Raw genomic sequence first — 19,587 nt, 5'->3', positions numbered from 1 at the left:
TTTATGAGATCTGCGAGACTTTTCGCGTGTTTTCCATGCTAGAAAGCTGGGCAGTGCATGACATTTAGGACGCATGTTCTAAAATGGGGCGCATGCAACGCTGGGTTTTACACATCGACATGGACGCTTTTTTCGCGTCCGTCGAGCAGCTGACCCGGCCCACTTTGCGTGGGCGCCCGGTGTTGGTCGCGGGCGTCGGCGGGCGCGGCGTCGTGGCGGGCGCATCCTATGAGGCCCGCGCGTTCGGCGCCCACTCAGCTATGCCCACTTTCCGCGCCCAGCAGCTGGTTGGTCTGCGCGGAGTGGTGGTGCAGCCGCGGCACGTGGTGTACTCGGCGGCGTCGAAAAGAGTGTTTAAGATTCTCGCGGAACACGTGGGAGTTATAGAGCAGCTTTCCGTTGATGAGGCCTTTATGGAGCCTGAAGCTTTGATCGGCGCGAGCCCAGAAGAAGTAAAAGAATGGGCAGATAACCTGCGGGAGCTGATTCGTGCGGAGACTGGCCTGCCGAGTTCGATTGGGGCGGGGTCGGGTAAGCAATTTGCCAAGATTGGTTCTGGGGAGGCGAAGCCGGACGGCACGTTTGTGATTCCAGCAGAAAAACAGTTGGAGATTCTCCACCCCATGCCGGTGGGAAAGCTGTGGGGCGTAGGGCCTGTAACGAGGACGAAGCTCGCGGCTATCGGTGTGGAGACCATCGGGCAGCTGGCGGCGATGTCGCAAAAAGAAGTGGAGATTTCTTTAGGCGCGACGATTGGTGTGGGTTTGTGGAAGCTCGCTCAAGGCATCGACGACAGGGCGGTGGCCCCGCGCGCAGTGGCCAAGCAGATTTCCACGGAGCATACCTATCCTAAGGATTTGCTCACGGTAGCGGAGGTAGACGCTGCGATTGTGAGGGCGGCGGAGGGCGCGCATCGGCGCTTGCTTCGCGACGGCCGCGGTGCCCGCACCGTCTCCGTCAAACTGCGGATGGCAGATTTCCACATCGAATCGCGCTCGGCCACGCTTCCTTATGCCACGGATGATGTGGAAACCTTAAAAGCAACGGCATTCAAGCTCGCGCGCTATCCCGATGAGCTTGGTCCGATTCGTTTGGTGGGCGTGAGCTATTCGGGCTTGGAGGCCGCGCGCCAAGACGTACTCTTTCCTGAGCTGGACCGCGTGGTGGTGCGCCCGCCGAGTAAAGCGGACGATGACTACGAGGCCGGAGTTTCGGACAACGCACTTGATGAGGGGCGCGTGGAAGTAAGCATCGAGGACGAACCCGATAGCACGTGGCGGGCAACGCAAGACGTTTATCATCCCGATTATGGCCACGGCTGGATTCAGGGCGCCGGTCACGGTGTGGTCAGCGTGCGGTTTGAAACGCGTGCGACAGGCCCCGGCCGCACCAAATCCTTTGCTGCTGATGATCCGGATCTAATGCCCGGGGACCCACTTGATTCTTTGGTATGGCCGGAGTGGTTTGCGCAGGACGCTGATCCGGATGCTGAACCAGGCACTGAGTCAGGCGCTGTGTAAAGCTAGCGCGAGTATTGTTTCGGCGCTGCTTTGGCGGCGAAAACTTCGGAGACGGGAGTGCCGGTGGCGAGGGCGGCGGCGAGAAGGATTCGCGCTTGACCGGGGCGGAAAGCGCCAGCACTAACCGCGCCTTTATCGGCAAGCGTTGCACCACCACCGGAGCCGCCGTAGGCGAGGGAAGTAGTGCCGTAGGGCACGCGGGTGCTGATGGCAACGGGAAGGCCTGCTTCGAGTGCGCGCGCTACGCCTTCGCCCATACCTTCGCCCATGTTTCCGGAACCGAGCGCCTCGATGACGAGGCCCGAAAAGTGGGGAATGGCGGCGTCGACAAGCGTGGCGTCAGCGCCGGGGTACGCGGCAAGGATGGCAACCGGGTGTGGTGCGAGTGGGGCAAGCGGTAGGGGAAAGAGATTGGATTCGCCAACGGGCATCGATTCAAAGCCGTTGAGATGAAAGGTGTGGTTCTTGCGTGCCCCGCGCGCCGGGATGGTCATGCCTCCGAACTGGATATAAACACCGGGGGTTCCTTGCTCGATGAGGTGCAGGCTGTCGTGGAGGTTGCGCGGACCGTCGCCTCCGGGATGATCGAAAGACCGCTGCGCGCCTGTGAGAACAACGGGCTTTGTGCCCGGATCAAAAATGGAAAGCGCCATGGCGGTTTCTTCCATGGAATCCGTGCCATGGGTGATGAGGATGCCGTCGATGTCGGTGCGGGTGAGTTGCACGTGGACGGTGCCGAGCAGCTCATCGAGATCCGCCAAGGTGATGGAGCTGGAGTCGAGTTGGCGGAATTCGATGACTTCAATGTCTGCCGAAAGGCTACGGGCCAGTTCCTGGCCGGTGACTGTTGGAATGAGCGAGCCGTCCGCGGCCGCGGTGCAGGCGATGGTGCCGCCGGTGGCGATAAGCGCGATAGTCATGGACTCCACCCTAGCGATTAGCGGCGGGGTATTAGTAGCGAAAAAGATGGTGTTGGTGGGCGCGGGGCGCACGGAAATGGAAGTGGCGTGGGTAATGTGGTGTGAAGAAAAGCGACAATTATCGTGCGCTAAGATGCGAAGTCGCGCCACCCAACGTGAGGAGAAAAAGTGAAGTTCACCAAGCTCGGGGCCGCTCTCATGGCCGTTAGTGCTGCTACCGCTTTGGCTGCCTGCTCTTCTTCCGATGAAGCTGACAAGGCTAAACCATCATCTGCTGAGAAGTCCTCGAGTGCAGAGGAGACCTCAATTGCCTCCACTGAGATTCCGGATGCAGCTGCCCTCAACGCCATCCTGACCAAGGCCACCGACCCGAACGTGCCGGTCGAGGAAAAGACCAAGACCGTGCAAGGCTCCGAGGAGGCGCCAGAGCTTTTCGACGTCATGGCAGCCTCCCAGGCAGAGTCCGGCGCAGTTTTTGAGGTCGTCGACCCAGTGCTGCCGGGCTACAGCCCAGAATCCGCGCTGGCTACCGTTAACTTCTCTACCCCGGATGGCCAGGGCCAGACCGCAGACCAGGTTGAGTTTGTCTTCGAAAACGGCGACTGGAAGCTGTCGAAGAACTGGGCCTGCATCTTGGTTTCCAACATCGTGCCGCCAGAGCAAGTCCCGCCGATGTGCGCGGATACCGCAGGCGGCGCTGCAGGTGCGCCGGCAGAAAACGCTCCGGCCGAGCAGCCAACAGAGGGCGCTCCGGCAGAACAACCCGCCGAGCAGCCGGCAGAAGGTGCGCCAGCCGAGCAGCCGGCGCAGTAACAAGCGCTAGAAAAGAAGAGCTAAAACTCGAAGCCGGGAACTACTTAGCTGGGGAGAACTTCAGATCTGTGGTGGTGGACTGCACCACGCGCAGGTCGGAGGAGTCGGCGCCGTAGGTGATTTTGGTGTCGATGGCCCCCTCGCCGTCGGTTGGCAGCGGCTGCGATAGGTCCACGGTCAGCTGGCCAGAGGAATCGGTTGTGGAGTCCATGACCTTGAGCTCTTTATCAGCCAGCTCCGTGCCCGCGGCTTGCCCTTCGAAAGACAGCGCGCCCAGGGATGGGCGCTGCTTTACAGAAACACTGAGCTTGACGACGTCGCCGTCCTGCTCATCCAGCGTATAAGTTGCGGTTTGCAGCAAAGTGGACTCGCCGGCCACGCGGGATTCCACTGACCACTTTGCGCCCTTGCCGATTTCCTCGTCCGGGAAGACTACAGGTAGGGAAGTCAGCTTCATGATGGCCTGTTCAGTAATGCCGCGGGCCTCGTCGGTGCCGTCTTGCGGCGCGGCCAAGCGCAGCGAAGACATCTGGCCCGAGTCCTCGGCACGCCAGCCAAACTGGAATCCCTCGCCGGAGGAAGCATCAGCATCCCCGGAGTATTCCGGCGTGCCGCTGGTGGCAAAAACGTTGCGGGTAGCAGGCAGCTGGCCCTCGACGTTCTCGGTAGCCTCATCGACGCTGGCCTCTAGCGGCAGCGTCGTGGTGGCCGCCTTAATCTTGGAGGCATTGAAGTCCTTGGCAGCTGTTGACTTCATCAGGTCCTGGCTAAAGCCCTCGGTTACGGAATAGGTGACTTTCTGCTCGGCATCGATGTCGTGGTAGGAAAGCACCCGCTTTTCTCCGCTGCCTGCGGATTCGACGGTGATACGCGGGGCGTCGATTGGCAGGCCCACCGGCTGCTCAACGGTTGGCGCAGGCTTTTCATAGGAGCAGGCGCTAAGCGGTGAGGCGGCGAGCGCGAGGACAGAAACGGTGGCTAAAGCTTTAACACGGAACACAGCATTCCAAATTACCGGAAGCGGGTGTTTAGAATGACTTGGGTGAGTCAAAAAAGAAGGAGTTTCGTTGGGCTGATGGCCGCGGTAGTTACCGCGGTGGCCGTCATTGACCAAGCAGTAAAGCAAATAATGCTGTCCATCCTCACTGAGGGGGAGCCGATGAATATTATCGGCGGATGGTTCCGCTTCTACCTTCTGTTTAACCCCGGCGCGGCCTTTTCTATGGGCGGCGAGGGCAGTACTTGGCTGTTTACCACCATTCAGCTGGCATTCGTCGTGGGCGTGGCTATCGCGGCGCCGCGGATGAAGGACAAATGGCAGGCCGTGAGCTTAGCCATGATCGCCGGCGGCGCGCTGGGTAACCTCATCGACCGACTCTTCCGCGAGCCGGGCTTTTGGTTTGGTCATGTAGTGGATTACATCTCCGTGGGACGGTTCGCAGTATTTAATCTGGCGGATGCCTCGATTACCTGCGGCGTAGTGGTATTCATTGTGGCGATGTTGCTGGAAGATACAAAGAAGCAAGCAGAAAAGGCAGGTGGCGATGCGCGAGAGTCGTAGACTTCCGATTCCAGAAGGCCTCGAGGGCATGCGTGCCGACGCCGCCTTGGCCAAGCTCATCGGTATCTCCCGGGCAAAGGCTGCGGATTTGTGCATGGCTGGCGACGTCGAGATGGACGGTGCTGCGGTAGCCAAGTCCGACCGCTTGGAGGCAGGCGGCTGGATTGACGTCATGATGCCCGCGCCGGAGGAGCCGCTGATTCCGAAGGAAGAACTCGTCGAGGGCATGGATGTGCTCTATGCCGATGACGATGTCATCTGCGTGCACAAGCCGGTGGGCGTGGCAGCGCATCCGACGCTGGGCTGGGAAGGCCCCACAGTCATCGGCGGTTTGCGCGCGGCGGGCTACCAGCTTGCCGACGCCGGGCCTACCGAACGCAAGGGCATCGTCCACCGCCTTGACGTCGGCACCTCGGGCGTGATGGTGGTGGCCGCAAGTGAGCGCGCCTATTCGCAGCTGAAGGCAGCGTTTAAAGAACGCACCGTGACCAAGACCTATCACGCGGTGGTCCAGGGCCTCCCGGACCCGATTGTGGGAACCATCGATGCGCCGATTGGCCGCCATCCCTCCTCCGGCTGGAAGTTTGCGGTGGTAGACGATGGCAAGCACGCCGTGACCCACTACAAGCTACTTGAAGCCTTTCGCGAGGCCAGCCTGCTCGAGGTACACCTAGAAACTGGGCGCACCCACCAGATTCGCGTGCACATGGCGGCAACGGGGCATCCCTGCGTGGGCGATCCCATGTATGGCTGCGATCCGAACCTGGCCAAGCGCCTGCGGCTGGTTAGGCAGTGGCTGCATGCGGTGACGTTGGGCTTTGCCCACCCGGGAACGGGCAAGTACTTCGAGGTGTCGGCGCCGTATCCGGATGATCTGCGCTTTGCGCTGGAGGAACTACGCGGATGAGGCATCCACCGGAGATTTATCGGCGGCGTCGGATAGCAGCGGGCGTTATGGCAGTAATGTTTGTTCTATTCATCCTGCTGTGCTTTGGGCTTTTCGGTACCAAGTCGACGGTGGCTCTGCAGGGGGATCAGCTAGGCCCCGATAATGAGTCGCGGGAGGAATACATAGCGCGGGCGGCAGATGCGCTTGCTGCTGCCGATGAACCGTCATATGCGTTGGTCAGCTTTGACGAGTCATTGAACTCGCAGCAGGTCGCCGCTCTGGCGCAGCCGGCCCCGCGCATGAGCGCCATCATCTTAGGGATGGCGGCACCTTTGGCAGTGCCGGAGCCTACTGCAGGAGCAGACCGCGCTGGCGTTATCGATACGGAGATAAAGCGCCTGCGCGATTCCTATGCGGGAGTAGGCCAAGCGAATGTGCCGTCGAAGGTGGATGCGGTCATCGTCTGGGCTGATGGCGATAGCCTGCGCGAGATTGCCGGCAACGAGTTGGTTGCTGCAGTAGAACCCGCGCCTGCCGACGCCGCCTGGGGCAGCTTTGGCGTCCGGCCCCTAAATTCCTTGCAGTACTAGTGCATGCTCAAGCACGGGCTCTCGCGAAAGGGCTCGCAAAAGAACCGGAAGAAGGAACACAGAAGAGGATAAAGATGCGCATTTTTGCCGATACCAGCGCCTGGATGCCGAACTACCGCTTTGCCTACATTGCCGTGTGGGCGGGGCTGGGGGTCTGTCTTATTGGGCTGGGGTTTCTGTTTTTTACTTCCGGTGAGCCGCTTTCGATTGGCATCTGTGCCTTCGTGGCCGTCTATTGCTTGTTTATGATTTTTCAGATGCCGCGCTGGGCGCTTGATGCGCGGGAAGAAAAAGAAAGGCGCCGCCGAGCAAAGGCAGCGCGGAAAGAGATGCGTTAGCGGGCGCGGCGTCGGGAAGCGCGGCGCGTGCGGACCAGATCCGCGAGGTAGATGATAACCGCCACCCAGATGATGCCAAAGCCAATCCAGCGGGCGGTGGACATGTGCTCGTGATTGACAAACAGTGCCCAGAGCATCTGCATGATAGGGGTCATGTACTGCAGCATGCCCACTGTGGCCAGCGGTAGCTGTTTGGCGCCCTTGGCAAAGCACAGCAGCGGCAAAGCGGTGATCAGGCCGGAGGCAATCAGAAGCACAATGTGGCTGGGGCCTTCGCTGGCGAATGTGGATTGGCCTTGGAAGGTTAGCCAGACCAGGTAGCCGATTGCCACCGGCAGCATCGCGATGGTCTCCGCCGCCACCGAACCAGTAGAGGAGACGTGGATGCGCTTTTTCATAAGGCCGTAGATGCCAAAGCTAAACGCCAAAGCCAGGGAGATATACGGTGCCTGGCCGGTCATAAACGTCAGCCAGATAACGGCGATGAAGGCCACTCCAACCGATGCCGCCTGCGCCTTGTTGAGCGTTTCCTTCAAGAAGATGATGCCGAGCGCCACCGAAACAAGCGGGTTGATGAAGTAGCCCAGCGCGGCGTCGGCAACATGCCCGGAGTTAATCGCAATGACGTAAGTGCCCCAGTTGACCGTAATGGCCACACCACACGCGAGCATCCATCCCCACGTGCGTGCGCTAAACGCCCGTAACTCGCGCCAACCGCCGGTGAGGAAAAGGAAACCGGTAACCAGCACGGCAGTCCACACGATGCGGTGCGCCAGAATCTCCAGCGGGCTCGCTGGCAGCAAAAGCGGGAAGAAAGCGGGGAAGAAGCCCCACATGAGATAGGCAGCAATGGTGTAAATCATCGGGAAATAATGTACTCGTTGGCAGCCGAAACTGCGAAGAATTCTTGTCAGTATTTTCGGCGCGGCGTCGGGGTTTGACGCGCCCGCTAAACTAACCCGCATGGCGAAAAACTCCTCCTTTGTTCACCTTCACAATCACACCGAGTTCTCGATGTTGGACGGCATGGCCAAGGTGGACATGCTCGCCGATGAGGTGGTGCGCCAGGAGATGCCGGCCGTGGGCATGACCGACCACGGCAATATGTATGGCTCTAACGCTTTCTATAAGAGGATGACCAGCGCGGGTGTGAAACCCATCATCGGCATTGAGGCCTACATGGCGCCGGAGTCCCGCTTTAACAAAAAGCGCGTGCTGTGGGGCACTCCTGATCAAAAGCGCGACGACGTCTCCGCATCGGGTGCTTACCTGCACCAAACCATGCTGGCGGAAAACGCGACGGGCCTGAAAAACCTGTTCAAGCTTTCCTCGCTGGCTTCTTATGAGGGCCAATTGGGTAAGTGGCCGCGTATGGATGCCGAGCTCATCGCAGAGCATGCAGAAGGCATCATCGCCACCACCGGCTGCCCGTCTGGCGACGTCCAGACTCGCCTGCGCTTAGGGCAGTTCGACGAGGCGCTGGAGGCTGCGGCGATGTGGCAGGACATCTATGGCAAGGACAACTTCTTCTTGGAGCTCATGGACCACGGGCTCGACATCGAGAAGCGCACGCGTGACGGCCTGTTGGAAATCGGCCGCAAACTGGACTTGCCGCCGCTTGTTACCAATGACTGCCACTACGTGCTGGAAAGCCAGGCGCCCTCGCATGAGGCAATGCTGTGTGTGCAGACCGGCAAGACCTTCATGGACCCGGATCGCTTCAAGTTTGACGGCACCGGTTACTACATCAAATCCGCAGCGCAGATGCGTGAGATCTGGGATGACATGATTCCAGACGGCTGCGATAACACCCTGTGGATCGCCGAACGCGTACAGGACTACGGCGAGATTTGGGAGGAGCATACCCACGACCGCATGCCGATTGCGGACGTGCCGGAAGGTCACACGCCAACTTCCTGGCTGACCCACGAGGTGATGGAGGGCCTGCAGGATCGCTTCCCGGGCAAGGAGGTGCCGGAGGAGTACGTGAAGCGCGCTGAGTATGAAATCAGCGTCATCGATATGAAGGGTTATCCTTCCTACTTCCTCATCGTGGCCGAGCTCATCAAGCATGCGCGATCCGTGGGCATTCGCGTGGGGCCGGGGCGTGGTTCCGCGGCAGGTGCGCTGGTGGCTTACGCGCTTACCATCACGAATATTGACCCAATTGAGCACGACCTCCTCTTCGAGCGATTCCTCAACCCGGAGCGTCCATCCGCACCGGATATTGATATCGACTTCGACGACCGCCGCCGTGGCGAGATGATTCAGTACGCCGCCGATCGTTGGGGCGAGGACAAGGTCGCGCAGGTGATTACCTTCGGCACCGTGAAGACCAAGCAGGCCATCAAGGACTCCGCGAAAGTGCACTTTGGCCAGCCAGGCTTCCAGATGGCTGACCGCATCAACGGCGCGCTGCCGCCTGCCATCATGGCGAAGGACATTCCGCTATCGGGCATCATGGACCCGGAGCACGAGCGCTACTCAGAGGCCACCGAGGTCCGGCAGATGATTGAGACGGACCCGGACGTCAAGAAGATTTATGAGACCGCGCGTGGTCTCGAGGGCGTCGTCCGCCAGGCCGGTGTGCACGCTTGTGCGGTGATTATGGCGTCCGTGCGCCTGATGGACCACATTCCGATGTGGCAAAGGCCTGCCGACGGCGCGTATATTACCGGCTGGGATTACCCGGCATGCGAGGCCATTGGCCTGCTGAAGATGGACTTCCTGGGACTGCGAAACCTCACAGTCATCGGCGATTGCCTAGAAAACATCAAGAAAAACCGCGGCGAGGAAATCCAACTGGAGGAAATCCACGCCGACGACCCTAACGTGTCAAAGGTATACGAGCTGCTTTCCCGCGGCGAGACCCTGGGCGTGTTCCAGCTGGACTCCGGCGGCATGCAGGAGCTGCTTAAGCGCATGAAACCGACGGGCTTTAAAGACATCGTCGCGTCGCTGGCGCTATACCGCCCGGGCCCGATGGGCGTTAACGCACACTGGGACTATGCGGACCGCAAGAACGGCCGCAAGGAAATCACGCCGATTCACCCCGAGCTGGAGGAGCCGCTGCGTGAGATCCTCGATGAGACCTATGGTCTTATCGTCTACCAGGAGCAGATCATGCGTATCTCCCAGAAGGTAGCCAATTACACCGCTGGTGAGGCAGATGGCTTCCGCAAGGCCATGGGTAAGAAGAAGCCAGAAGTCCTGGCCCAGCAGTACGACAAGTTCTGGGGCGGCATGCAGGAAAACGGCTACTCCAAGGACGCCATGGATGCGCTGTGGGGCACGATTGAGCCCTTCGCTTCCTACGCGTTTAACAAGTCCCACGCCGCAGGCTACGGCCTGGTTTCCTTCTGGACCGCGTATCTCAAGGCCTACTACGCGCCGGAGTACATGGCAGCGCTGCTGACCTCGGTGGGCGATAAGAAAGATAAGTCCGCTATCTATCTTTCCGATTGCCGCCACCTTGGCATCAAGGTGCTTTCGCCCGACGTCAACGAGTCTGTGGAGAACTTCCAGGCGGTCGGTGAGGATATTCGCTTCGGCATGGGCGCTATCCGTAACGTCGGCTCGGAAGTGGTGGAGTCCATCGTCAAGACCCGCAAGGAAAAGGGCGCATATACCTCTTTTTCGGATTACCTCGACAAGATTGAGCTGACCGCTTGCACCAAGCGCGTGACGGAATCGCTCATCAAGGCCGGCGCCTTCGATTCCATGGAGCACCCGCGCAAGGGCTTGATGCTCATCCACGAGGATGCAGTCGATGCCGTGCAGACCACGAAGAAGGCAGCGGACAAGGGGCAGTTCGACCTTTTTGCTGGCTTCGGCGGCGATGAGCAATCTGAAGTGGCTTCTGCCTTCGCCATTGATATCCCGGACGACAACTGGGAGCGCAAGCATGAGCTCGCCCTGGAGCGAGAGATGCTGGGTCTTTACGTCTCCGGCCATCCGCTGGACGGTTTCGAGGAAGCACTTGAGTCGCAGACGGATACGCCACTGCCGAAGATTCTCTCCGGCGAGGTTCAAAACGGCCAGGAGCTGGTCATCGGCGGCATCATCTCGGGCGTTGACAGGCGCTTTTCCAAGCGTGATGGCTCTCCGTGGGCGATCGTGAATATGGAAGACCACAACGGCGCGCAGGTGGATATTCTGGTATTCAACCAGGTCTATTCGCTGGTGGCCCCGCAGATTGCGGAAGACAACATCATTTTGGCCAAAGTACAGGTCAAAATTCGTGACGAGCGTATGTCCCTGTTCTGCTCCGATATCCGGGTGCCGGATTTGGGGCCAGGTGGGGGAGCGGGCCTGCCGCTGCGCCTTACCATGCGCACGGATCAGTGCACGATGGAAAACATCGCCAAGCTCAAGCAGGTGCTGGTCAACAACAAGGGCGAGTCGGATGTGTACTTAACGCTTGTCGACGGCGCGGAGTCCACCATGATGGTCCTTGGCGAACACCTGCGCGTGGAGCGTTCGGGCAACCTGATGGGTGACTTGAAGGCCACGATGGGTGCCGGAATTCTGGGCTAGACGGCCGCGTGACTTTAATGGGTGAACTTAGCAGGTGAATCTAAAGCGCCAAAAGCCTTAACGCGCGTGGAGCCTTCGGTTAATCTAGACAGCACAGTCTAGAAGTGAAAAATCGGAGGTACACGCACTTATGGTCAACAAGATTCGCACTACCCACGTGGGTTCGCTGCCGCGTACGGAGGAACTGCTGGAGGCTAACCTTCAGCGTTCTGCCGGAGAAATTAGCGACGAAGCCTTTCACGAGATCCTGGAGCGCTCGGTAGACGACGTCGTAAAGCGCCAGGTAAGATTCGCCTTTCTTCGATGAAGGATCGCCGTGACCGAGCGCTTTTCGCGGAGGCCTATAACGACCCTGACTCGGGCATTTTTACCGGTCGCAAGAAGGTGGCGAACCCAGAGTTCACCGGTCCCGTGACCTACATTGGCCATGACCAGGTGGATGCGGATGTTTCTTTGCTGAAGCAGGCGATGAGCAAGGCAGGGGCCAGCAACGGCTTCGTGGCGGCATTGTCGCCGGGCTCGGCGGCGCGCCTTCCCAACAAGTTCTATGAGGAAGACATCGACCTGGTCCGCGCCTGCGGTGAGGCCCTGAAAGCGGAGTACAAGGCCATCACCGATGCTGGTCTGACTGTTCAGTTCGATGCCCCTGACCTGGCAGAGGCCTGGGATAGCGTGGTGCCGGAGCCGTCAGTGGCTGACTTCCAGGCTTTCCTGCATGAGCGCATCGCGGTGCTCAACGAGTCCATCAAGGACATCCCGCGCGAGCAGACCCGCTTGCACATCTGCTGGGGATCGTGGCATGGACCGCATGTCACCGACATCCCGTTCGGTGACATCATCGAAGAGATTCTGCAGGCCAAGGTCGGTGGTTTCTCCTTCGAGGGCGCTTCGCCGCGCCATGCCCACGAGTGGCGCGTGTGGCAGGACCACAAGCTGCCGGAGGGAACCGTCATCTACCCGGGCGTGGTTTCGCATTCCACCAATGCGGTGGAGCACCCGCAGCTCGTGGCCGATCGCATCATCAAGTTTGCCGAGCTGGTAGGCCCGGAAAACGTCGTGGCCTCGACTGACTGCGGCCTGGGTGGGCGTCTGCACTATCAGATTGCGTGGGCAAAGCTACAAGCGCTTGTCGATGGCGCCGAGCTCGCCACCCGCGAACTGTTCTAGTCCTTCTGAATAGGTCTTCCACATACGAAAAGCGGCACGCGCCCTACCCCGCGAAAGTGAGGAGCGCGTGCCGCTTCTTTAAGGTTTTAGAACTTGACGCCTGCGTTGCGCAGCATCTGCTTGACCGGCTCGAGGATGGCCGGGTTAGCCTTAGCAACCATTGCGAGGACCTGGACAACCGTAGCGACGCCGGTCAGGGCGATGGAGACCCAAGCGAAGACTTCCTTGGTCTCCTCAGATGGGCGAGCGGACTGTGCCCACTCCGGCATCTTTGACCAATTTTCCTCTTCCTTGGCCTTAGCGGCGGCGTCCTTTTCTGCAGCAACGCATGGCGGGGTTGCCGGCATGCCGGAGGAACCGTAGCCGCTGAGGATTCCCTTGAGCAGCTCCTGTGGGCCCATGAAAGAAGAACCCGCGGTGCCGGCCTCAACAGCATCCTTGTGGTCCTGAACAGCCTTATCTACCTGGGCCTGGCATTCAGCGGATAGTTCTGGCGTGGGAGCAGCTGGAGCGGCGTTTGCGGCGACAGGGGTGATGAGAGCGAGACCGGTGGCGCAAGCTGCGACCATGGTGGTGGAAAGACGCATGAGAATTAGTTCTCCTTGGAGTGTGGCGCGGGAGCCAGTGAAGGCAATTAATAACTCATCTACCGTAGCAAGCTCGCGCGAATCAAGAGCCTAAAATTTTACTAGAAGAATTTTTCCAGTTCAGAGCGCAGATGTCCAGGCAGGAAGCCGAGAACCTGGTCACGTAGGCCCGGCGTGAAGGCCACGCCCACCACCGCTGCGATTAAAGCGAAGATGCTCAGCGCCGCGCCCACGGAGGAGCCATGCACGGAGCTTCCGGTCGAGCTCAGGGAAGAACCTTGCGACGAAGCCCCGGAAGAGGCGCGCGCGGGATCGTCTGCCGAGGTGAGGTCTTCGATGTCGTAGGTGGTGGTCGTGCCGGAGACCTCATTGCCGACGATAAGCATGTAACGCCCGGTTGGGGAGTCCTTCTTGTCCACGAACGCAAAGCCCTCAGGGCCTAGGTCGCCGGCCTGGGAAAATTCATCGGTGCTGAAGTCACGGTTGTTGACGTAGGTGGTGAACTTAGCATTTGTGGGGTCGGTGACGTCGTAGACAAAGATGCCGCCGAGGCGCTCGGCGCCGATGAATGCGTAGGTCCTGTCGTCAACCTTGCCAACAGCAAGTGCCTCTGGTTCCGGGCCCTTATTGTCAGAGCGATCATCAAACTCCGCAGACTCATTGTCGGCGTTGTGGTTTAAGACGCCTTCGGCATGCAGTTTGGCGCTGATTTTCTCGAACTCGGAGCCAGAATCGAATACAACATTGCCGGCGGCGTCGTAGATAGAAAAGGAACGGCTGCCAAAGCTATAGACCGTATCGAAGCATTCTTTGTCCGCATTCCAGCCGGAAGCCGTGGTGACCTTCAGGTTGCCGGCGACTTTCTTGCTGGCAAGCTCGTCGAGGTTGGCGTCGCCAAGCGCGCCCTCACATACCTTTCCTGCCTCAATGAGGTCCTTCAGCTTGGCCTCCTCGGAGTAGACACCCGTGCCGCCATCTTTCTCATCGATGCCCCACTCGCGGGCGTCGCCCTCGTTTGCGGTGGCGAAATAGGTTTGACCGTTGGTTTGGAAAGCGCCGATAGAATCCGGCATCGACAAGCCCTTAACCCCCAGGGTGCGCAGCTCAGCGGCGTCATCTTTGTTGGAGGTATCGAGGGCTACTTGGGAGTGGTCAGCGATGTGGGCAGGCAGAATTTTTTCCACGCTTGCTGATTCGATATCAACGACCGCAATGGCATTTGCTTCCTGCAGGCTCACGTAGGCCTTGCCCTCGGCGGAGGTGATGTACTCCGGCTCGAAGTCGATGGAAGGCTTAGCATCGTGTGCCTCCGGGCCAAACACGCGCACGCCTGCGGGAAGCGGGGTGTTATCAAAAGCTCGGAAATCAGCGATGCGAGCATCTGCCTGCGTCGGCGCTGCGACATCCTGCGGCAGCGCGATGACGGAGATGGAACCCTCCGGATCGCTTAGGTAGTCATCGCCAGCTGCGTTGAGCTCGTTAGAAGGCTCGCCCTCATTGGCAAGCAGAGCGTAAGCGCCATCAGCAGTGATGTGTACGTTATCCGGCAGTGCTCCGACGGTGATACGCCCCAACTCCTCGCCCGAGTTGACGTCAAAGAAGAGAGCCTCGCCCTGCTCGGTCTTGTCTTGTTGCTGAACAGCTGCGACGGCAAGGCCATCAGGGCGGACGGCGACGGAGTTGATTTCCTTGTCGCCGCCAGCGGAGACGGTAGAAACCTTGCGCGGGTGCGCGGCGTCGGAAGCATCCAGGATATCGACCTCACCCGATACCGCGTTGATGGTCAGGATGCGCTGGGAAGCGGCGTGGAAGGCCACGATTTCCGCGGCCGATTCGCCATGCACCCCGGACTCGTAGGTGCCCAGCGGGGTGAGTTTGATTCCGGCGTCGGCGGCAGATTCTTCTACCGGTTTCGCCACGATGGCGCCATGCGCGGGGCTAACCAGCGAATAACTGGTCACAAGGGCCGCACACATTGCGGTGGCGCGCCGGCGGAGAGAAAAACGGGGAGCTTGAGACATAAGTTGTGAATTCCTTGAAGAAAGTAGGAAGAGAGTAGGAAAGAGAGATAATTCGTGCGAGAAAACGCAGCGAAAACCATCGAATACCTTCGCTGGAGAAAGTTATCCGCATGCTAACTTCAGCTAACTCTCCAGAAAGTTCTGAGTGAACTTCCCATAAACCGGTCGATTATTAGATAATCGCATCTCGCGGGGTAGCGGACACGCTAAACTTGGCGCATGACTGAAACTTCCGCTGCTTATTCACCGATCCATGCCTCCGATATTCAGATGGCACAGGCGAGAATTAGCTCGGAAATTTCTCCCACACCCCTGCACTATTGCCCGCGCCTTTCCCAAGAAATAGGCGCTGAAGTTTATCTCAAGCGCGAAGACCTGCAAGACGTGCGCTCTTATAAAATCCGCGGCGCGCTGTATGGCATCTCAAACCTTTCGGCGGAGCAGCGCCGTCTCGGCATCGTGACAGCTTCGGCCGGAAACCATGCGCAAGGCGTAGCTTATGCTTGCCGTTCGATGGGCATTCGAGGAAAAATCTTCGTCCCAGAACCTACTCCGAAGCAAAAACGCGACCGCATTAAGGTACATGGGGCAGACATGGTGGAGCTGGTGGTCACCGGTTCCACGTTCGATGAGGCCGCCGCAGCCGCGCATGCCGACGCCGCCGAGCACGGCGCCATTTTCATCGAGCCCTTCGACGCGCGTGACACCGTTACGGGGCAAGGCACCGTCGCTGCCGAGGTGCTTGCGCAACTGTCAGCACAGGGCAAGTCCCTGGATACCATGGTGGTTCCCGTCGGCGGGGGAGGGCTGATCTCCGGAATTACCTCTTATCTTGCAGACATGTCCCCGCGCACCCAGGTGGTGGGAATTGAGCCGCAGGGCGCGGCGTCGCTTAGCGCGGCATTCGCGGCAGGCGAGCCGGTGACCTTGGAAAGCGTTGATCCCTTCGTCGACGGCGCTGCAGTTAAACGAGTAGGGGTGTTGCCTTTTCAGATCCTGCAGGCAAATAGGCAGCGCGTGCGCTGGGACAGCGTTTCTGAAGGCGCTGTGTGCACCGAGCTGCTGGGGTTGTATCAGAACGAGGGCATCATTGCCGAGCCCGCCGGCGCGCTTTCGGTGGCAGGTCTGCGCGAGCTGGAGTTAGCGCCAGGCAGCGTGGTGGTGTGCGTGATATCCGGCGGTAACAATGACGTCTTGCGCTATGCCGAAATCATGGAGCGCTCGCTGGTGCATCGCGGCTTGAAGCACTACTTCTTGGTTAATTTCCCGCAGGAACCAGGCCAGCTGCGACATTTCCTGCAGGATATTTTGGGCCCGGATGATGACATCACGCTGTTTGAGTACTTGAAGCGAAACAATCGTGAGACTGGGGCTGCCTTGGTGGGACTTGAGCTGGGGCGTGCAGAGGACCTGAACGGACTGCTTGAGCGCATGGAAAGTTCCAAGATTCACGTCCAACAGCTGCATCCAGGCACTGCCGAATATGACTTTCTGGTGGCATAGGTAGACTGACACGCAGTGTTGACCAGCTATGAACGGCCCGTTCCGGGCGAGATTGAAAATGAGATCGAGATTAAGCACTCGCGCTTTATCACGCTCGTGGATCGAGTGACCTGTGAGAGTGAGGCGCGTGCGTTTATCGACGCCGCGCGCGAACGCTTCCCTGATGCCCGCCACCATTGCTCGGCGTATATCTACCACGTTGACGAAGCCAACCCAGTGGAGCGTTCCTCAGACGACGGCGAGCCTTCCGGCACAGCCGGAAAACCCATGCTTGACGTGCTGAAAGGCTCGGGAATGCTGGATATCTGTGCCGTAGTCGTGCGCTACTTCGGTGGCGTGAAGTTGGGCGCGGGCGGGCTCGTTCATGCTTATGGCGGTTCGGTCAGCGAGGCGCTCGAACTGGTCGAGCGCAGCACGCGGGCGCTGCGGGAGCTATATACCGCCGAATTCAGCCATGCCCAGGCCGGCCGCGTGGAAGCGGAGCTGCGCAATCGTGGTTATGAGATTACTGATACCGCATATGGTGCGGCGGTGACCTTTACTCTGGCTATCGAGCCCGGCGGCAGGGAAGACTTGGATGCCACGCTCGCCGCACTTTCCCAGGGCGAGGTGGAATCTAGCGAAGCCGGCACCGCCTGGGTGGAGCTTGGCGCCTAGGGGCGAGGGAAAGTCGGCGCTGCGCTAGAATGGCCGCCATGACTATGCAACGACGCCCCAACAATCCGATCGAGCTGAAGAAGCAGCAGGTTCGTAAGTACTCCCGGAACGGAGTAGTTAGCGTGGTCGGCGGCGTTGCTGGTGGCGTGCTGCTTGGGTGGGCCTTGTCTGGTTTCTGGGTCTTTATGACCTTGGGCCTTATCGTCGCCGTGGTTGGCGGTGCCTATAACTGGCGCAAGGTGCAAAAGATCGTCAACGAAAACCACAATTACTAGACCCGAAGGCTTAGATGCCGATCCAACCTGACTCAAAACCCGTCCGTATCGACGCCTGGGTGTGGTCTGTGCGCATGGCAAAGACGCGCTCGGAGGCTGCTGAGGCGGTGAAGGCGGGGCACGTAAAGCTCAACGGCAATGCGGTAAAGCCTGCCCAGCAGGTGGTTCCGGGAGATCGCGTACGTATCTGGCGCAATCACCACGAGCATGACTTGGAAGTCCTAGCCACCGTGGCAAAGCGCGTCGGAGCGCCGGTGGCTCGTGCGTGTTACATCGACCATGCGCCGCCGCCACCGCCGAAGGAGTTCATGCCTTCGGTTCCAGTCCGCGAGCGCGGCGCGGGCAGGCCTACCAAGAAGGAACGCCGCCAGATGGAAAAGTTCCGCGGCGGCTTCCGCTAGTTATTGGCCTCTTTTTTCTCCGTCTTTGAGGAGTGCGCGCGGTAATTCTGCAGCGCTTTGTAGCGGCCATTGAGGCGGCGCTTGCGGTCTTTGCGGTCTCCTGCAAGGGCAGTGGCCTCCACGTGCTGCTTGCCAAATTTATTAAGCAGCAGGTCGTCGATGAGGCGCACCTGGCCGGGGCGGAAGCGGTAGTTGATGGCGTCGTGTACGAAGGCGATGTCACCTGCATTCAGCAGCGACTTCAATTGGCTCATTGTGGTCACACCGTTGAGCTCCAAAATCTCTGCTAGGAAGCGGTAGTGCTCCGAACGCGAGCGCGGGAAGCGCCCGCCCATCAACACAGCCAAGACACCGGGCAGGGTCTCGGCGGAAAGCTCTACGTCTTCGCTGGTATCCGTGGAAGGATCTTTCAGCGCAGCAATCTGATCGAATTGCTGGTCCGCCAGCTCGATAAGCCCGGCGGCCAAGGTAAAGAGGCGGTCAACCTGCGCGGAAGGAGCCGCAGTGCCTTGCTTATAGCGGATATCGTGCTCGAACTCTGCCCACGCATGCTGCAGCGCGGTGCGTATTTGTACCTCAAAGGTCCAGCCTTCGTACTCTGCGAGCTCTTCAATCGCGTTGGTCACGCGCAGCACTAAATGGTGGGAGCCGTAGCCAAAACCGCCGGAAATGCGGGTCTCTGCGGCCTTATCCACCGAGCGCACCACCGCAAAGGAATCGCCCAAGACCTCGAGCGCCTGGGGGATAGCGGTGGAGTGGAAGACCGTAATGCGCACGCCGAGAACGTCGTGGATGTCTTCCCAGGGTCTGGGGTAATAAAGCTCGCCGTTTGCGTGGCGCTTTTGGCCTTGGCTTTTAGCGATGGCCAGCGCTTGACGCGGGCGGAGGCGCGGTCGAAGATAACGCCGGCGTCGTTAAGCAGGTCCTCGATGGCCTCGTTGAAGTCTGCTTCTGCTCGTGGATGCCGGCGAACCCACTCGTGATACTGGTTGCTCAACCGAGAGATGGCGGATTCCTTCACCCCGCACCGACCTCCTGACTTTTTGCTTAAGCATGCGTTTATTCCCCTAAGCTTCTAGAGGAAATCCGTTAGCCCATAATAGTGGTTCGGGCGCAAGAACCGCACCGCGCAGGCGCCTTTGCTCGTTTAAGCGCCGTGACCAGTGCCGGACGCGCTTTAGCGGCGAGTCATGCAAGGCCACCACCGTGGCGGGATCCGGAACCAGGTAGTACAACGTCTGCCGAGCTGTTGCATGGGTTAAGCGGCGCAGGTGCGAGTCCATGATGCTGAAAGTCTGCGGATGCGCCAACCACGCACTAGCCTCGGCGCCGCGGGCCTGGATTTGAATGCCTTCCTCGCAGCCCGGCAGAATCTCCGCCGCGCAACGGGTGCGAAAGCGCAGTCCTTGGGCAGTAAGAGCGCGCCTTTGCAGGTTCGCTGCCGCCAAGTCCCACGCTTGGCGGGTGCTCAAGCCGAAACCGCTGATAGTGCGATGCGAAACAAAAGCCCGCGGAGCGTGTGCGGAGGTGTCTGCGAACTCGTCGCGCTGAAGGAATAGCACCGAAAGCTGGCGGGAGAGCTGCACTCCAGCGGGAGTATCGCCAAAGCCCTGGTCCGTCAAGGTAGCGCCCGAAAAGTCCTTCCGGCGCGCTAGGGCCGGCAGCAACCCCGCTAGGGCGATGGCCTCGAAATCTAGCGACTCAAACTTTTCCGGCGCAATGGCAGTGGTCATGGCGTGTGTCCTCCCCGCAGGACGAATATTTCACTTTCTGCACTAATTGGACTGCCATTTCCCGCCATCGGTTCCC

The 19,587-nt window shown here is 59.7% G+C and carries 17 protein-coding genes and 2 pseudogenes; 12 read left to right on the top strand and 7 right to left on the bottom strand.

Features of this window, described 5'->3' with window-relative positions; genetic code table 11:
• The first annotated feature begins 92 nt into the window (after positions 1-92).
• Positions 93-1,520, top strand: a complete 1,428-nt coding sequence (locus tag HMPREF2724_RS04410) for a DNA polymerase IV (RefSeq protein WP_070456020.1) — start codon at positions 93-95, stop codon at positions 1,518-1,520.
• A gap of 2 nt (positions 1,521-1,522) precedes the next feature.
• Here HMPREF2724_RS04410 and HMPREF2724_RS04405 read toward each other — a convergent pair whose 3' ends face one another.
• Positions 1,523-2,440, bottom strand: a complete 918-nt coding sequence (locus HMPREF2724_RS04405; protein WP_061923439.1) for an asparaginase — start codon at positions 2,438-2,440, stop codon at positions 1,523-1,525.
• 168 nt (positions 2,441-2,608) lie between these two features.
• On the opposite strand from HMPREF2724_RS04405, the gene HMPREF2724_RS04400 reads away from it, so the two are divergent.
• Positions 2,609-3,253, top strand: coding sequence for a WKL family lipoprotein (locus HMPREF2724_RS04400; RefSeq protein WP_070456004.1), 645 nt, complete (start codon positions 2,609-2,611; stop codon positions 3,251-3,253).
• 40 nt (positions 3,254-3,293) lie between these two features.
• Here the strand turns inward: HMPREF2724_RS04400 and HMPREF2724_RS04395 are convergent, their stop codons facing one another.
• Complete coding sequence (locus HMPREF2724_RS04395) at positions 3,294-4,253, bottom strand: hypothetical protein (RefSeq protein WP_070587335.1); 960 nt, start codon at positions 4,251-4,253, stop codon at positions 3,294-3,296.
• Positions 4,254-4,286: 33 nt separating this feature from the next.
• On the opposite strand from HMPREF2724_RS04395, the gene lspA reads away from it, so the two are divergent.
• The 4 genes from lspA to HMPREF2724_RS04375 all read left to right on the top strand — a co-directional run bounded on the left by lspA (position 4,287) and on the right by HMPREF2724_RS04375 (position 6,631).
• Complete coding sequence (gene lspA / locus HMPREF2724_RS04390; RefSeq protein ID WP_061923430.1) at positions 4,287-4,814, top strand: signal peptidase II; 528 nt, start codon at positions 4,287-4,289, stop codon at positions 4,812-4,814.
• Positions 4,798-5,721 (top strand): RluA family pseudouridine synthase, encoded by a 924-nt coding sequence (locus HMPREF2724_RS04385; RefSeq protein WP_062038263.1) that lies wholly within the window; start codon positions 4,798-4,800, stop codon positions 5,719-5,721. The genes lspA and HMPREF2724_RS04385 overlap by 17 nt, the downstream gene beginning before the upstream one ends.
• A 56-nt stretch (positions 5,722-5,777) precedes the next feature.
• Positions 5,778-6,293: a hypothetical protein gene (locus tag HMPREF2724_RS04380; protein ID WP_246815028.1), complete on the top strand. Its 516-nt coding sequence runs from the start codon at positions 5,778-5,780 to the stop codon at positions 6,291-6,293.
• 74 nt (positions 6,294-6,367) lie between these two features.
• Positions 6,368-6,631: a permease gene (locus HMPREF2724_RS04375; protein WP_070587334.1), complete on the top strand. Its 264-nt coding sequence runs from the start codon at positions 6,368-6,370 to the stop codon at positions 6,629-6,631.
• On the opposite strand, the gene rarD is transcribed toward HMPREF2724_RS04375, so the two are convergent.
• Complete coding sequence (rarD, locus tag HMPREF2724_RS04370) at positions 6,628-7,494, bottom strand: EamA family transporter RarD (protein ID WP_062038271.1); 867 nt, start codon at positions 7,492-7,494, stop codon at positions 6,628-6,630. The genes HMPREF2724_RS04375 and rarD overlap by 4 nt on opposite strands.
• Positions 7,495-7,594: 100 nt before the next feature.
• Here rarD and dnaE point away from each other — a divergent pair, with 100 nt between their 5' ends.
• Together dnaE and HMPREF2724_RS04360 are read left to right on the top strand one after the other, a co-directional pair.
• The gene (gene dnaE / locus HMPREF2724_RS04365) at positions 7,595-11,167 is read left to right on the top strand and encodes a DNA polymerase III subunit alpha (protein WP_070433287.1); all 3,573 of its coding nucleotides are present in this window, start codon (positions 7,595-7,597) and stop codon (positions 11,165-11,167) included.
• 130 nt (positions 11,168-11,297) lie between these two features.
• Positions 11,298-12,334: pseudogene (locus tag HMPREF2724_RS04360) on the top strand (cobalamin-independent methionine synthase II family protein).
• An 86-nt stretch (positions 12,335-12,420) separates the two neighbouring features.
• On the opposite strand, the gene HMPREF2724_RS04355 reads toward HMPREF2724_RS04360, so the two are convergent.
• Together HMPREF2724_RS04355 and HMPREF2724_RS04350 are read right to left on the bottom strand one after the other, a co-directional pair.
• Positions 12,421-12,921, bottom strand: coding sequence for a hypothetical protein (locus tag HMPREF2724_RS04355; RefSeq protein WP_061923410.1), 501 nt, complete (start codon positions 12,919-12,921; stop codon positions 12,421-12,423).
• A gap of 101 nt (positions 12,922-13,022) precedes the next feature.
• Positions 13,023-14,942 (bottom strand): choice-of-anchor I family protein, encoded by a 1,920-nt coding sequence (locus HMPREF2724_RS04350; RefSeq protein ID WP_070587331.1) that lies wholly within the window; start codon positions 14,940-14,942, stop codon positions 13,023-13,025.
• A gap of 219 nt (positions 14,943-15,161) precedes the next feature.
• On the opposite strand from HMPREF2724_RS04350, the gene ilvA reads away from it, so the two are divergent.
• The 4 genes from ilvA to HMPREF2724_RS04330 are packed head-to-tail and all read left to right on the top strand — an operon-like array spanning position 15,162 to position 17,778.
• A complete protein-coding gene (gene ilvA, locus HMPREF2724_RS04345) occupies positions 15,162-16,445 on the top strand; it encodes a threonine ammonia-lyase IlvA (RefSeq protein WP_061923404.1) in 1,284 nt (427 codons plus the stop codon).
• Between the two features lie 15 nt (positions 16,446-16,460).
• Complete coding sequence (locus tag HMPREF2724_RS04340) at positions 16,461-17,102, top strand: YigZ family protein (protein WP_061923401.1); 642 nt, start codon at positions 16,461-16,463, stop codon at positions 17,100-17,102.
• 38 nt (positions 17,103-17,140) lie between these two features.
• Positions 17,141-17,377 (top strand): hypothetical protein, encoded by a 237-nt coding sequence (locus HMPREF2724_RS04335; RefSeq protein ID WP_061923691.1) that lies wholly within the window; start codon positions 17,141-17,143, stop codon positions 17,375-17,377.
• Positions 17,378-17,391: 14 nt separating this feature from the next.
• Positions 17,392-17,778, top strand: a complete 387-nt coding sequence (locus HMPREF2724_RS04330; protein ID WP_061923398.1) for an RNA-binding S4 domain-containing protein — start codon at positions 17,392-17,394, stop codon at positions 17,776-17,778.
• Here the strand turns inward: HMPREF2724_RS04330 and HMPREF2724_RS04325 are convergent.
• Together HMPREF2724_RS04325 and HMPREF2724_RS04320 are read right to left on the bottom strand one after the other, a co-directional pair.
• A pseudogene (locus HMPREF2724_RS04325) lies at positions 17,775-18,799 on the bottom strand (GTP pyrophosphokinase family protein). The gene HMPREF2724_RS04330 and the pseudogene HMPREF2724_RS04325 sit on opposite strands and share 4 nt — an antisense overlap.
• Before the next feature lie 46 nt (positions 18,800-18,845).
• The gene (locus tag HMPREF2724_RS04320) at positions 18,846-19,511 is read right to left on the bottom strand and encodes a hypothetical protein (RefSeq protein ID WP_061923393.1); all 666 of its coding nucleotides are present in this window, start codon (positions 19,509-19,511) and stop codon (positions 18,846-18,848) included.
• Positions 19,512-19,587: the final 76 nt, after the last annotated feature.

The organism is Corynebacterium sp. HMSC071F07 (assembly GCF_001810285.1).
In the GTDB taxonomy this organism is placed as follows: domain Bacteria; phylum Actinomycetota; class Actinomycetes; order Mycobacteriales; family Mycobacteriaceae; genus Corynebacterium; species Corynebacterium simulans.
Note: the sequence above shows the minus strand (reverse complement) of the source record. Positions and strands in the feature narration are given on the sequence as shown.